The following is a 13224-nucleotide window of genomic DNA, read 5'->3' as shown; positions in this document are numbered from 1 at the left end:
TCACCCTTTCGACGGCTTGTTCTGGAGTTCCCATCTTTGCATAGAAGCACTGCCCCCGCATGGGTCACGGCGAGTCGTCCGCGATGGCGGTGAATGGGTCCGCCGGCAGGCCGAAAAAGGGCGTGCCGGTAGGTTCAAGCGCCAAAGACGTGGTGAGATATTGGAATGACATCTACCGCGGACTCACCGGGCGGCGGCGAGCCTGCCCCTTTGGCACTGGTCGCGGGATGTCCGGACGCGCTGACGGGCATCCCGGCGGCCCTGCGTGCAGCGGGCATCTCGGTGGTGGATGGAACCGGGGCGGCAGGAGCGGCACCGGATGTCGCCGTCGTTGCCGTGGGCCCGGACGGAAACGGTGCCGACGTGCTGGCCGGACTGTCGTCCGAAGCTGTGGAAGGAACCGGTGGAAACCTGCCGGTCATCCTGCTGGCCAGCGAGGGTATGTCCGCGGAGGAAATTGCGGCCCTGGACGTCGCCGATTTCCTGATAGGGCCTGCGCCGGAACATGAACTGGTGCTGCGGATCCGCAGTTTGCTGCGACGGACAAAGCGGCAGCAGCGCCGGCGTGAGTCCACAGCACAGTTGCGCCAGCGCACCCGGGCGATTTCGGCGGCGATTCGTTCATCAAACGACCCGCAGTTCATGGCCGAACAGGTGATCGCCGGTCTGAGCGAGACTTTCGGAGCTGACCGCAGCTGGATTCGTACGTTCGGCGACGAACGCGTCCCGGCCCTGGAAATGGGCTGGGACAGCGACGGCATCAACGCCTCAGCACCGGCCCTGCCCACGGAGGAGGCAGAGCGGATGGCAGCAATGTTGTGGGAGGACGAGACGGTCCTGGCGGTGCCGGACCACGAAGGCACGGAGCTGCCCGATTGTGGATCCTTGAGCAAAGCGGCCGGCAATGACGGGCTCAAGACCTCTGTATTAGTGCCGCTGGGCCACGGCGGCAAAGCCTTCGGGCTGGTCTGGCTCGCCGGGATAGCCAGCGCCCGTGAATGGGCGCCGATCGAGCTGTCGCTGATCCAGCACGTTGCCGGCAACCTGGCCCACGGCCTGGTGCAGGGCCAGCTGATCACCGCCCAGCGGCAGGTGCTGGACCGGGTGCGTGAACTGGACCAGGCCAAGAGCGAATTCGTGGCCACGGTCAACCACGAACTGCGGACCCCGCTGAGTTCGATCATCGGCTACCTGGACATGATCATGGACGACGAAGTGGGCCAGCTTCCGCACGAAACTGCCAGAATGCTTGAGATCGTGGATCGTAATGCCCATCGGCTGAACAACCTCGTCGAGGATGTGCTCACGCTCTCCAGAAGTGACGCCGGAAACATCCAGCAGTCCATCCAGCCGGTTAAGCTTTCCTCTTTGCTGCAGTCCGTCATTAGCACGCTGGCGCCTGCGGCAGCGTCTGGTCGAATTGATCTAAGCCTGCGGGAGTCGGCTTCGGACGTCCAGGTGGACGCGGACCAGGAACAGCTGGAGCAGGTGTTTGTGAACATCATCTCGAATGCCGTGAAGTTCACACCCGCCGGCGGCAGCGTCGCCGTCGATATCAGCAGCAGCAGGAGTGACGCTGGGGTCCCGCGGGCTTGCGTCAAGGTACGTGACACCGGTATTGGCATCCCGGCCGACGAGGTGCCCAAACTGTACGGCCGGTTCTTCCGTGCGTCCAATGCCACCGCCGCCGCCATCCAGGGCACGGGACTCGGGCTGTCCATTGTGCAGGACCTGGTGCACCAGCACGGCGGCGAACTGCACATTTCGTCCCGGCTGCATGAAGGAACCACGGTCTCCGTCCAGCTGCCCGCGCGCCGTTGATGGCCGACCGCTTGAGATAGCAGCTGGAGGTAAAGGTTTCACATAAACTGGTGATGAACGTTGCCATTTTGAAGGGAACCCATGGACTCCGCACCCGCTGAGGACCCGCGGCTGCAACAGCTGGTCGAGGGGGTCGTCAAGCTGGCCGCGGGCGATCTCAGCGCCAGGATCGAGCCGTCCGAGAAACGGGATGATATCGACGCCGTCATCACCGGCGTTAACCTGCTGGCCGAGGAGCTCCACTACATCTACTCCGACCTGGAACAGCGGGTGGAGGAGCGGACGGCGGCCCTGATCGAGGCGCAGTACGAGCTGCAGCGGATGGCGATGACGGATGCGCTCACCGGCTTGGCCAACCGGGCAACTCTGCGTGAGCGGACGCAGGAAGCGTTGGCTGGTGCCGAGGGCGGGAAGCGTGCGCCGGCCGTGCTGATGCTGGACCTGGACTCGTTCAAGCCGATCAATGACAGCCTCGGCCACAGCGCCGGGGACGAGGTCCTGGTGGAAGTGGGCCGCCGGCTGTGCTCGGCTGTACGGGACACAGACACAGTGGCCCGGCTGGGCGGGGACGAGTTTGCCATCCTCATCCCCGAGGCCACTGAGTCGGACGCCCGGGCAATTGCGGACCGTGCGCTGCGGGCGCTGCAAAGCAGCATCACCGTGGGCACCGTCTCTGTCTGGGCGATGGCCAGCATCGGCGTGAGCATCGGCGACGAGGGGACATCGGCCGCGTCCTTGCTCCGCGATGCCGACGTCGCCATGTACGAGGCCAAATCGCGCGGCCGGAACAACGTCCAGGTCTTTCACCCGTCCATGCTCCATGCCACCCAGCAGCGCTCGCGCACAGCCGCCGAGTTGCGCAACGCCATCGAGAACGGCGAACTGTCGCTGTATTACCAGCCGGTGGTGGAGCTGGCGACCGGAAGGATCATCGGGATCGAGGCGCTGGTCCGCTGGGTGCACCCGACCCGCGGCATGATCATGCCGGAGAGCTTCATCCCGGTGGCCGAGGAAACCGGGCTCATCGTGGATCTGGGCCGGTGGGTACTGCAGGAGGCACTGCAACAGCTTAAGGCTTGGAACGACGTCGAACCCTTGCCTGCCCCGCTCAAGCTCCACCTGAATCTCTCGGCAGCGGAGCTGTTGCGGAACGACCTGCTGGAGGACATCGCAGGGTCGCTGGCGCGGTATAGCATCGACCCGGGGCGGCTGGTTTTCGAGATCACCGAGACCGTGCTGATGACCCGGGAAACCGAAGAGGCGCAGGTGCTGGGAAAAATCCGCGGACTCGGCGTCGGACTGCAGATCGACGACTTCGGCACGGGCTATTCCTCCATCAGCTACCTACGGTCACTGCCCGCCGACACGGTGAAAGTGGACCAGTCCCTGATCGAGGGGATGGACAACGACGCCGGCCAACAGACCTTCGTGGCAGCCGTCCTGCAACTGATCGAGTCGGCCGGGCTGCAGGCCATTGTCGAGGGCATTGAGACCGCGGAGCAGGTTGCCCAGCTGCGCCGGCTGGGCTGCCGCTTTGGCCAGGGCTATTACTTCGGCAGGCCTGTCCCGGCGGAAGAAACCGTGGCTTTACTCAATTCACCCCTGCCGTCTGCGTAAGGTAATTTCATGCCAAAAATCTGGGACTCGGTACTGCTGCTCCCCAAGCTCGCCCGCCTGGCTTCCCGCGTACCCAAAAATCCGCACCATGCGTGGGAAAACTACTGGGCCGGCATCACCCGCACCGGCAAAGACGGCGAGGTCCTGTGGGACGCCGCCGCCGAGTCCGAGCGCCTGAGCTACCTCGCGCCGATCAAGGAGCACTTTGATCCGGCGCTGCCGGTGGTCGACGTAGGTTGCGGCAACGGAACCTACACGCGGTGGCTGGCCACCCTGTTCCCGCAGGTGCTGGGCGTGGACGTTTCCGCCAGCGCCGTCCGCCGTGCCCAGTCCGAGGCCGAAGCGGAAGGCATCCGCGATGTGGAGTTCGCGGCGATGGACGCGGTGGCCGACGGTGCCGGGCATCTGCTGCGCGAGCGGCTTGGCGGTTCCGCGAACGTGTTCCTCCGCGGCGTGCTGCATGTGCTCAAGCCGGAGGAACAGGCGCGGTTGGCGGCGAACCTGCACACGCTGGTGGGGGAGCAAGGCCGCGTGTTCCTCGCCGAAACCAACTTCCAAGGCAACCGGTTCCAGTACGTGGGGCATCTCGGTGCCACCCGCCGCGGCATCCCGCATCCGCTGCGGCGCGCCATCGAGGGCCTGCCCATGCCCGGACACTTCGGCCAGAGGGAGCTGACCGGAGTGTTTCCGGCCTCAAGGTGGCAGCTGCTGGTTGACGGTCCGGCCATCATCGAGGCGGTGCCGATGAAGGAGGACTCGGTGACAGAGCAGATTCCCGGCTATTTCGCCGTCCTGCAGACCAACTGAGCCCTGGATCTCACTGCCGCCGCCGATGCGGGTGAGGCTCAATTTACAGAGCCGACATCGAGGCGCAATCCGGCCGGGACACGGTTTCCGTAGCGTTGCTTCGAATCAACGAGCAGCCGGAGGAAACATGTCCTACGTTAAACCGGAACAGGTGGTCGAGGCAGCCGTCGCGGCGGGCAAGGCCAAGGCGGAAGCGGGCAATTTGCAGTTGCTGATGCGCGGCATTCTTGGCGGGGCGATCCTGGCTTGCGCCACCACGATGGCCCTTGCTGCGGCCGGACAGACCACCGGAATTGTCGGCGCGATCATCTTCCCGCTGGGCTTTGTGATCATCGTGGTTCTCGGCCTGGAACTGGTTACCGGCGCCTTCGCGCTCATCCCGCTGGCCGTTTACCGGAAGCAGGCTTGCCTGGCGGATATGCTGCGCAATTACGCCGTGGTCATCCTTGGGCATCTGGTCGGGTGCCTGGGTTATGCGGCGGCCTACGTCGCGGTGATTACCCGGATGGGGACTTCCGACGCCGATCCGATGGTTGCCACGCTGGTTAATCTCGCGGAGGCGAAAACGCTGGCGTATGCCGAGCTGGGCGGAGCGGGGTTTGCGCTCGTGTTCATCAAGGCCGTCCTGTGCAACTGGATGGTCACGCTGGGGGTGGTGCTGGCGCTGACCTCCACCTCCACCGGCGGCAAGATCCTGGCGATGTGGCTGCCGATAACGTGCTTCTTCGCCCAGGGCTTTGAGCACGCGGTGGTCAATATGTTCGCGATCCCGGCGGGCATGATGCTGGGCGCCGATGTGGGCCTGGGGGACTGGTGGCTGTGGAACCAGGGGCCTGTGCTGCTGGGCAATTTCGTCGGCGGCGTGCTGCTGACCGGGTTCGCGCTCTACCTCGCACACCTGAAAACCCCTGCTGCGGGGCCGTGGCCGGAGCAGCATGAGGAGTGGGGGAACGAACTGGCGGAGCAACTGCAACTGCAACTGGAACACGAACTGGAGACAGTGGCGTCCGCCCAGGCCGCGCCGGCCCAACGCTGACGCGGCTGCGCTAACCCGGACGATCGTCGTGCCCGGCATTGTGCCCGGCTTCCCGCGCCTCTTCCTTGGCTTCTTGTTGGTGCTGTTCGAGCTTTTCCTCGGCCTCGCGCCGCCGCTTCGCCACGGCCCTTGGGTCATCAACGGGCAAGGCGGCGCCCGGTTGGGCCGGCCCGGCAGAAGCGCTCTGGTCATGCCTGCCGTGGCCGGAGGGTTTCGGTTCGTTTTCGTTCATGTGCGCATAGTTCCACATTCGTTACGCCGGCAAAAGGGCGTGTGCATTGAAGGAGAAGTGGTCTCTGACTCCGGGCCGTTCGCGGCCGGGTGCTCCCGGGGCTCCACGCGGTGTCGGCCCGGCGCACCCGGAGTCAGAGCTTTTTGCCGGCCAGGAGCTTGGCCGCCGCTGTTCCCCGCGCACCGGCGCAGTTCTTGGTGTAGGTGCCGAAGATGAGTTTGCTGTTCACGCCCATCCGGAAAGCCATGCAGTCCGCTGCCTGTTCTATCCCGCCGGTACCGGTGGTTTTGTAGATCTTGTTCAGTTTGGCCCGCAGCGTTCCCTGCTGCGACGGCGGGTAGAGGCTGAACTCGCGGATGTGCGCGCATTCATGCAGGGCCGCATATTTCAGCAGGTTCCCCGCGGGCCGGCGGGCGACATTCATCCGCAGCGAGGTGCTGTAGGTGTAGCTGCGCAGCCGGTCCTCTTCCAGGATGATCACGTTGGGGCAGTATTTTTTGACCTGGTTGTAGACGGTCTTCTTATAGCCCTTGTACGACCTGGGGTTCTCGTGCCGCAGCGTGACGTGCTTGGATTCCCACCGGGCTTCCTTGCCGCTGGCGTTGACCACCAGTCGGTACTTCTTCTTCACGGTGGCCGCGGTGTGGGTGGTCCGGACCGTGACTGCGGTGGAGGTGGCCTTCCCGGCCTGCTTCTTCCACGTCAGCTTCTGCAACGTGATCCACTTGCCATTGCGCGATTCCTGCAGCACGCCCGTCCGGTTGGTCTTGATGTTCCTCAGGATGTACCGCTGCGAGAAGCGTTTATAGGATGCGACGTAACCGCCCGCGTTGCTGAACAAGGCCTTCGAATTCGAACTTCCGACGGCCACCACCGACGTGGCGGGCAGGGCGGCTGTAGCCGGCGCCGCGGGAAGCATCACTGAGGCTGTGAGGGCACTGCAAAGCAGGGCAGTAGTTAGGCGCTTCACATCGAGGTCCTTCTCGAGTGACGGGCAAGGCCCTACTGCCCCGCTGGAGGAACTGCCCGCGAATGATTATGGATGGGACTCCATAATCGATGCACCGCGTACCCGGGTCAACGCCCCAATTATGGGGGCCCGGTATTGAGTATTCCGGGTCAGCCCTCCACTGCCGGCTCCTGCAGCACCCAGAAAATGGCACCGTGCGGATCCTGCAACATGGCTATCCGCCCCACGCCCGGAATATCTACCGGTTCTCGCAGGACCGTCCCGCCGCCCTTCTGCGTAATAACGACGGCGGCGTCCGCGTCTTCGGTGCCGAAGTAGACCTCCCAGCGCGGCGACCTGTCCTCGGTCTCGGGCTCCTTGAAGCCTGCCACGTACATCCCTGCGGCCTTGAGCATGGTGAAAGTGCCGCCGTCAACCTGCTCCTCGTGTGCCTCGCCGCCGAGCACGGCGAGGTAGAACGGCACGGCGTGGTCCCAGTTGTCCGCTGCCAGTTCATGCCAGACGATGGTGCCTGGCTCGTTGATCAGTCCGGCGCCGGTGTGCTGCCCGGACTCCCACAGCAGTAGCGGCGTCCCGACCCCGTCCTCGATGGCGGCCATGCGGCCGGACCCGGACACGTCCGTGGCGGGCATGACGACCAGGCCGCCGGCCGGGATCACTTTCTCCAGCGTGGCATCAAGGTCATCGACGGCAAAGTAGGTGTTCCAGGCGGTGGGCACCCCCGCTTCCACCGCCTCCGTGGTCTGCCCGGCGATCGCGGCGACGGGAACGCCGCCGATCGTGGCCGTGGCGTAACTGCCCTGGGCTGAACTGGTGCTGTCCGTGTACTGCCAGCCGAACAGGCCAGCGTAGAACGCCTTGGACGCCTCCGGATCCGGCGACTGCAGGTCGACCCAGGCCGGGGCGCCCTGCGGAAACTTTTCGACTGTGCTCATGGCTGCTCCTGTGTTCGGGCGGCTGATGTTGCAGTTCCCGGCCAGTCTAACCTCGCGCACGGACAGGATGGGCCGGAGGAGGACACCGTCTGCCGCTTGCCCGGGAAGCGTAAAAGGCGGGGTAGACGCGCACCTATCTTTCCGCCGTCGTGCGTGGTAGCAAGGGAAGTAACCTTATTTTTCAATGCAGGCGCGGCTGTGCGTGTCGCAGTGCGTGGGCGCGAAGAGCGGGCGCCTGCCGGACAGGGAGGCACATCATGGCAATTCAGCGTGACCTGATTATCGGCGGAAAGCACGTTGCCGCAGCATCCGGCAAGACCACCGAGGACATCAACCCCTACACCGGCCAGCCCTATGCCACGGTCGCTGCCGCCGGTGCCGAGGACATGACCCGTGCTGTCGACGCGGCCGCCGGCGCCTTCGATCAATGGGCGGGCATGGCGCCCAGCGCACGGCGGAAAATCTTCCTGCGGGCGGCCGACATCCTCGAGGAACGGGCCGAAGACGGCGTCTCCCTGATGGCTGGCGAAGTGGGCGGCGTGCGGAGCTGGGCCCTGTTCAACATTGGCCTGGCCGCGAACATCCTGCGTGAAGCGGCGGCGGCAACCACGGCACCGCAGGGCGATGTTCTCGCCACGGATATGCCCGGCGTGTACTCCTTGGCGGTCCGGCAACCGTTCGGCGTGGTTGGCGCCATGTCGCCGTGGAACGCGCCGTTCATCCTGGGCATCCGGGCGATCGCGGTTCCGCTGGCGGTGGGAAACACAGCCGTCCTGAAACCAAGCGAGGACGCCCCGCTGTCCTGCGGTCTGTTCCTGGCCGACGCGCTGCTTGACGCCGGGATCCCGGACGGTGTGCTGAATGTGGTGACCAATGCGCCCGAGGATGCGGCCGACGTCGTGAGCACCATGATCGCCGACGAGCGCGTCCGCTGTGTGAACTTCACCGGTTCCACTGCCGTGGGCCGGAAGATCGGCATGCAGGCGGCCGAGCACCTGAAGCCGGCCGTCCTGGAGCTCGGCGGGAAGAACAGCCTGGTGGTGCTCAAGGACGCCGACCTGGACTATGCGGTGAACGCGGCGGCCTTCGGGTCCTTCATGAATGCCGGGCAGATCTGCATGTCGGTGGACCGGGTGGTGGTGGACAAGAGTCTGGCAGCCGAGTTCACCGAACGCTTCGCGGCGAAGGTGTCCGGGCTGCCGACCGGTGATCCGACCGACCCGGAAACGGTGATCGGGCCGGCGGTCAACGCGAAGTCCGCGCAGCGCCAGTACAGCCTGATCGACGACGCGCTGGCCAAGGGTGCTACCGCGGTGGCCGGCGGCCACAAGCTGGAAAACTCGTTGGTTCCCGCGACCGTGCTGACCGGGACGACGCCGGATATGAAGATCTACCACGACGAGATCTTCGGCTCGGCGACTACCGTGCTGGAGGCCGACGGCCCGGAGCATGCAGTCGAGCTGTCCAATGACACCAAGTACGGCCTGACCGCGGGCGTGATCACCGAGAACATCCACGAGGGACTGAAGGTGGCGCAGCGGCTGCGTACCGGGATTGTCCATGTGAATGACCAGCCGGTGGCGGACGAGCCGATGGCGCCGTTCGGCGGGGTGCAGAACTCCGGCTACGGCAAGTTCGGCGGGCAGGCCGGGATCGATTCGTTCAGCGAGCTGCGCTGGGTGACCATCCAGCAGTACGGCCACGCGCAGTACCCGTTCTAGCGGCAGATACGTCTTCTTGCGGTTAGATAACAAGTGAAACGAATGATCGGTAAATCCTTCCATCAACCTGTCCGACAAGGTATCGTATGTGTCTGTTGTCACTATGAGGATAGTGAACCGAGACTCCCTGGAAAGGGGACAAAATGCCGCATGAGGTGGCGATGCTACGTACCGACGCGTCGGTGGCCACGAGGCCCTCCGACAGCACGTTGGAGCTTGGCGAATTTCTGGGCGCGCACGGCGAATGCCTCCTGCAGGAAATCCAAACCCTGCTGGCAGAGCTCGACGGCAAGGTCACCCGGTACACCTGGCTGAAGTCTTCCCAGGACGCGCCGAAGGAGCAGCGGGCCGAGAACATGCGCTCCCTGGCTTTTATGCAGACGGCGTTGGAAGACATCACCGCCACGGTGGTCGGCATCGCTCTGAGTTCCCAGAACGGTCCGGGCATAGAAACTACCGGCAAGCTCTCCAGCTGCGGCTAGCGAGCCTGCTGGAGCGCTGCAGTGCGGGCCGAAGCGAGTTTCATCGCTTTTATGAGCCGGGCTTTCAGCCCTTCGGGATCTGAAAAGTCCGGCCAATACACGCGGCAGAAGTTCCAATGAATCTCGGTTAAAGCGTTCTCGCGTTTCCGCTCTTCAAGAAGTACTTGGTCGGTCGGGGCGTAATCGAAGTACTTGATTCGGCCATCGAATTCAAGAGCGAGCATGATGTCCTTCCATGCGAAGTCCAGCCTATGATCACCGTGTCTTGTTGAAACCCGTACCTGCGGTTCAGGCATCGGAATGCCGAAAGTACCTAGAAGCAGACGAGTGCGCGTTTCGCCTGGTGATTCGGAGCGGCCATCCAGGAGGCTGAGGACTCGACCCGCCTTTTTGATGCCGCGCTTACCTGCGTTCGCTTGCACAAGCTCGCGCATCCGGGTTAGGGATGCTCCGCGGTGGAGCGCATTATCACCGATGACCGCAGCCTGATGAAGGTTCAGTGTGCGGGCACAGTCAACTACTGTTCGTTCCAGCGTGGTCACCGGAAACAGATTCCCACCGGGGCCTTCGATCCATGTCACCTCGTCGGCGTCTAGCTTCAATGTATGGGCCAGAGTATCCCTGCTCTGTGATGACCTCGTCCAGGAAAAGTCGAGAGTTATGTGCACCTCCGAGGAGACGCCCCAGGTGTGGAGGCCGTGGAGCCGGGCAGCTGTCACATGGCTGTAGATGCCGCCATGCCGAGCTGCCAGCAAATGTGCTTGGATCCGGAATAAGTCCCGCTGGTCCGGCAGGCTGTCCCTCCAGACGTCCAGCGGAATGTAGGCGCCTCTGCGTATCCGCACGAGCACGTTATGCCGAACGGCCGCGGCCAGGAAGGCGGTGCTGAGACCCAGCTCCGCCAATTGGGCGGTAGTGGCCACGAGAGAAGAAGGCCAGACATCGAGTGCTTTCATCTTGAGCAAGTCACGGTCCATTCCTCCAGTCTGGGAAGCACGGGCACCGAGGCTACGCATGCAGGGACCAAATGTGGAAGTGGAGAAGCGCTTGTGCCTTTGTGGAGGCCAGGTGCAGGCCCCGGTGACGCGCACCGCCGGTCCGATGCGTGTGCTAATTCCGTCGGGGTCCCTTGAATGGGAACTTGTATGCACGAGATCGTTCCTTAGCCGCGAGATCGTGGCTTCCAACGAGGGCTGCCTGGCCGGGAGGGACGATCTGGCAGAGCGCGCACAAACGAGGACGGTACACAGCGCATTTCGGTGCGTCATACGAGGCCCCGTGCCTGTAACGGCGGCCGTGAGGCCCGACGCAGTGGTTCAACCGAGGTCGCTGGGGGCACGGGCTAGACGTTCAGGCGGTAGCCGCGCTTGATGACTGTGGCCACCAGCGACGCGTCGGGCAGTGCCTGGCGGAGTCTGCTGACTGCCATGTCGAGTGCGTGTTCGCCGGGGGCGTCAGGCAGGCACTCCAGCAAGGCCTCGCGGGGCAGGACTGCTCCCCCGGCGGTGGCCAGCGCGCGGAAGATCGCCAGGGGTGTGGGGGACAGGTCCACCCGTTCGCCACGCAGAATGACCGAGCGGCCGCGGATCTCCAGCTCGCCAAGGGCGGTGTTGAAGCGCTGGATCTGGTTCCCGGACAGGTGCTCCACCACCAGCCGGATGAGCGCGCCCATGCGGTACCGCTCCGGCATGATGGGCCGGACACCGGCATCCTCCAGCGGTTTGGCGGTGACCGGCCCCACCGCGGCGCCAACGACGTCGTACTTGAAAGCAGTGACGAGCGCGTCGAAGAGACCCAGCTCGTGCGCGGTGCTCCATAGGGCGTCCACCGCCGGCGCGCTGGTAAAGGTGACCACGTCCAGTTGCCGGGTGATGACCGCCTCGATCAGCCGTCCCACCTTGCCCTCTGCACCCTCCGGCTTGATCCAGCGGTAGGGGGTCACAGTCAGGACGGTGGCGCCGGCGCCGCGCAGCCGGGCAAGCTGCTCGGCATCCGTGTAACCGTGCAGCTGGATAGCGACGGTCAGCCCTTCCACCCCTTCTGCCAGGAGCATGTCCACCATCGTGGCGGTGCGCTCGTCGTGGCTGATGCCGGCGTCGTCCAGTCCTGCGGCCCGGACCGCGCCGCGCGCTTTGGGACCACGGACGAAGATCCGCGACGCCGCGAGGATGTCCATCAGGTCTTCGCCCAGACCGTGGGCGTCCGCGGCCTCGCACCAGCGGCGCATGCCATAGGCAGTGGTAATCAGGGTGATGTCCGGGCGGGCGCCGAGGATGGCGGCGGTGTCCTGCATCAGCAGGTGGTCTTCCTCCACCGGGGCGATCCGCAGTGCGGGAGCATGCAGGACCTGGGCGCCGCGGCGTTCCAGCGCCGAGATGAGGTCCTCGGCACGGCGGTCCGAGGTGACGCCGACGCGGAAGCCGGCCAGGGCGTCCGCGTTCGGGAGCTCGGCCAGGTTTCGGAGTTCCTGGTGCGGGGCACGGGTGAGGTCCTGGCCGGGAGCGGGAGCGGGAGCGGGAGCGGGAGCGGGAGCGGGGACAGCGGCGGGGGTGCTCATCATGCTCCCAGTGTGCCGGCGAGCTCGGCCAGTTTGCCGGCGGTCTTTTCGCAGCCGTTGGCCAGCCGGACTACCTCGCCGATGACCAGGATGGCGGGCGGTTTCACTCCGGCTGCACCGGCGGCGGTGACGACGCCGGTCAGCGTGGAGACGGTGGTCCGCTGCGAGTCGCTGTAGCCTCTCTCGACGATTGCCACCGGCATGTCCGCCTTCATCCCGGCGCGGCGCAGCCCGGCAGTGAGCTGGGGGAGCGTGCCGACACCCATCAGGACCACAACGGTCCCGCCGAGACCGGCGAGGTGTTCGTATTCGGCATTGGTCAGCGGGGCGTGCCCGGAAACCACGGTGAACAGGTGGCTGACTTCGCGGTGTGTCACCGGGATGCCGGCGGCGGCCGGGACCGAGATGGCGCTGGTGATACCGGGGACCACGCTGACCGGGACGCCGGCCTTGGCGCAGCTGATGACTTCCTCGCCGCCGCGGCCAAAGACATACGGGTCCCCGCCCTTGAGCCGGACCACATTGTTGCCCTCCTGCGCGGACTGGATCATCAGCCGTTCGATCTCGGCCTGCGTGACTTTGTGGTGCCCGGGGCGCTTGCCGACGTCGATCAGCTCGGCACCCGGTGCGTACTCGGCCAGGTTCCGGTGCGGGGCCAGCCGGTCAAAGAAGACGACGTCGGCCTCCTGCAGTACCTGCCGTGCCCGCACCGTCAGCAGGTCCTCGGCACCGGGACCGCCGCCGACCAGGGTGACCTGGCCGCCGGGTGCTGCGGGTTCCTCCCGGGATACCAGCAGTCCCCGCCTGCGGCAGGTTTCCGGCAACGCCGACCAGCGGGGGTCGCCGTCGTCAATCGCCACCACCAGGGCTACGCCGTCGAGCATTTCCGGCTTGTACGCAGCAGGGGAGGACAGGGTGCGGACGGTCGCGCCGGCAGCACGGTACCGGCGGACGGCACGCCGCGCAGCCTCGGGAGCGCCGGTGACGAGGACCGTGTAGCCGGTCAGATCCGTATTCGTGAACATAAGGCTTCTCCTTCAGGGGCG

At 65.2% G+C, this 13224-nt stretch carries 12 protein-coding genes; 6 read left to right on the top strand and 6 right to left on the bottom strand.

The features are described 5' to 3' along the window. Nucleotides 1-165: 165 nt before the first annotated feature. From AC5RWO_RS01140 to AC5RWO_RS01125, 4 genes are all read left to right on the top strand, one after another. Nucleotides 166-1821: an ATP-binding protein gene (locus AC5RWO_RS01140; protein ID WP_498728729.1), complete on the top strand. Its 1656-nt coding sequence runs from the start codon at nt 166-168 to the stop codon at nt 1819-1821. A gap of 81 nt (nt 1822-1902) precedes the next feature. Further along, a complete protein-coding gene (locus AC5RWO_RS01135; protein ID WP_498728727.1) occupies nt 1903-3438 on the top strand; it encodes a putative bifunctional diguanylate cyclase/phosphodiesterase in 1536 nt (511 codons plus the stop codon). A gap of 9 nt (nt 3439-3447) precedes the next feature. Further along, the gene (locus AC5RWO_RS01130) at nt 3448-4245 is read left to right on the top strand and encodes a class I SAM-dependent methyltransferase (protein WP_498728725.1); all 798 of its coding nucleotides are present in this window, start codon (nt 3448-3450) and stop codon (nt 4243-4245) included. Between the two features lie 127 nt (nt 4246-4372). Next, complete coding sequence (locus tag AC5RWO_RS01125; protein WP_498728723.1) at nt 4373-5281, top strand: formate/nitrite transporter family protein; 909 nt, start codon at nt 4373-4375, stop codon at nt 5279-5281. A gap of 10 nt (nt 5282-5291) precedes the next feature. On the opposite strand, the gene AC5RWO_RS01120 is transcribed toward AC5RWO_RS01125, so the two are convergent. The 3 genes from AC5RWO_RS01120 to AC5RWO_RS01110 form a co-directional block, all read right to left on the bottom strand. Then, nucleotides 5292-5513, bottom strand: a complete 222-nt coding sequence (locus tag AC5RWO_RS01120; RefSeq protein ID WP_498728721.1) for a hypothetical protein — start codon at nt 5511-5513, stop codon at nt 5292-5294. Nucleotides 5514-5646: 133 nt separating this feature from the next. Further along, nucleotides 5647-6483, bottom strand: a complete 837-nt coding sequence (locus AC5RWO_RS01115) for a hypothetical protein (protein ID WP_498728720.1) — start codon at nt 6481-6483, stop codon at nt 5647-5649. A 149-nt stretch (nt 6484-6632) separates the two neighbouring features. Then, nucleotides 6633-7418, bottom strand: a complete 786-nt coding sequence (locus AC5RWO_RS01110; protein WP_498728718.1) for a VOC family protein — start codon at nt 7416-7418, stop codon at nt 6633-6635. 257 nt (nt 7419-7675) lie between these two features. On the opposite strand from AC5RWO_RS01110, the gene AC5RWO_RS01105 reads away from it, so the two are divergent. Beyond that, complete coding sequence (locus AC5RWO_RS01105) at nt 7676-9139, top strand: aldehyde dehydrogenase family protein (RefSeq protein WP_498728716.1); 1464 nt, start codon at nt 7676-7678, stop codon at nt 9137-9139. 143 nt (nt 9140-9282) lie between these two features. After that, nucleotides 9283-9621 (top strand): hypothetical protein, encoded by a 339-nt coding sequence (locus tag AC5RWO_RS01100; protein ID WP_498728715.1) that lies wholly within the window; start codon nt 9283-9285, stop codon nt 9619-9621. On the opposite strand, the gene AC5RWO_RS01095 is transcribed toward AC5RWO_RS01100, so the two are convergent. The 3 genes from AC5RWO_RS01095 to cobA form a co-directional block, all read right to left on the bottom strand. After that, nucleotides 9618-10598: a type IV toxin-antitoxin system AbiEi family antitoxin domain-containing protein gene (locus AC5RWO_RS01095; protein WP_498728714.1), complete on the bottom strand. Its 981-nt coding sequence runs from the start codon at nt 10596-10598 to the stop codon at nt 9618-9620. The two genes, AC5RWO_RS01100 and AC5RWO_RS01095, sit on opposite strands and share 4 nt — an antisense overlap. A 365-nt stretch (nt 10599-10963) precedes the next feature. Further along, entirely contained in the window at nt 10964-12178 is a 1215-nt protein-coding gene (locus AC5RWO_RS01090) for a uroporphyrinogen-III synthase (protein ID WP_498728713.1), read from the bottom strand. Then, nucleotides 12178-13203: a uroporphyrinogen-III C-methyltransferase gene (cobA, locus tag AC5RWO_RS01085; RefSeq protein ID WP_498728711.1), complete on the bottom strand. Its 1026-nt coding sequence runs from the start codon at nt 13201-13203 to the stop codon at nt 12178-12180. Before cobA ends, AC5RWO_RS01090 begins: the two co-directional genes overlap by 1 nt. Between the last annotated feature and the right edge of the window lie 21 nt (nt 13204-13224).

This window comes from Arthrobacter sp. B055-34 (assembly GCF_059090425.1).
This window is presented reverse-complemented; position numbering and strand designations above follow the sequence as displayed.

What these genes read in the sequence shown, in the direction of transcription:
- AC5RWO_RS01140 (WP_498728729.1), top strand. Translation starts at nt 166, where the DNA reads ATGACATCTACCGCGGACTCACCGGGCGGCGGCGAGCCTGCCCCTTTG.
- AC5RWO_RS01135 (WP_498728727.1), top strand. Translation starts at nt 1,903, where the DNA reads ATGGACTCCGCACCCGCTGAGGACCCGCGGCTGCAACAGCTGGTCGAG.
- AC5RWO_RS01130 (WP_498728725.1), top strand. Translation starts at nt 3,448, where the DNA reads ATGCCAAAAATCTGGGACTCGGTACTGCTGCTCCCCAAGCTCGCCCGC.
- AC5RWO_RS01125 (WP_498728723.1), top strand. Translation starts at nt 4,373, where the DNA reads ATGTCCTACGTTAAACCGGAACAGGTGGTCGAGGCAGCCGTCGCGGCG.
- AC5RWO_RS01120 (WP_498728721.1), bottom strand. Translation starts at nt 5,513, where the DNA reads ATGAACGAAAACGAACCGAAACCCTCCGGCCACGGCAGGCATGACCAG.
- AC5RWO_RS01110 (WP_498728718.1), bottom strand. Translation starts at nt 7,418, where the DNA reads ATGAGCACAGTCGAAAAGTTTCCGCAGGGCGCCCCGGCCTGGGTCGAC.
- AC5RWO_RS01105 (WP_498728716.1), top strand. Translation starts at nt 7,676, where the DNA reads ATGGCAATTCAGCGTGACCTGATTATCGGCGGAAAGCACGTTGCCGCA.
- AC5RWO_RS01100 (WP_498728715.1), top strand. Translation starts at nt 9,283, where the DNA reads ATGCCGCATGAGGTGGCGATGCTACGTACCGACGCGTCGGTGGCCACG.
- AC5RWO_RS01095 (WP_498728714.1), bottom strand. Translation starts at nt 10,598, where the DNA reads ATGGACCGTGACTTGCTCAAGATGAAAGCACTCGATGTCTGGCCTTCT.
- AC5RWO_RS01090 (WP_498728713.1), bottom strand. Translation starts at nt 12,178, where the DNA reads ATGAGCACCCCCGCCGCTGTCCCCGCTCCCGCTCCCGCTCCCGCTCCC.
- cobA (WP_498728711.1), bottom strand. Translation starts at nt 13,203, where the DNA reads ATGTTCACGAATACGGATCTGACCGGCTACACGGTCCTCGTCACCGGC.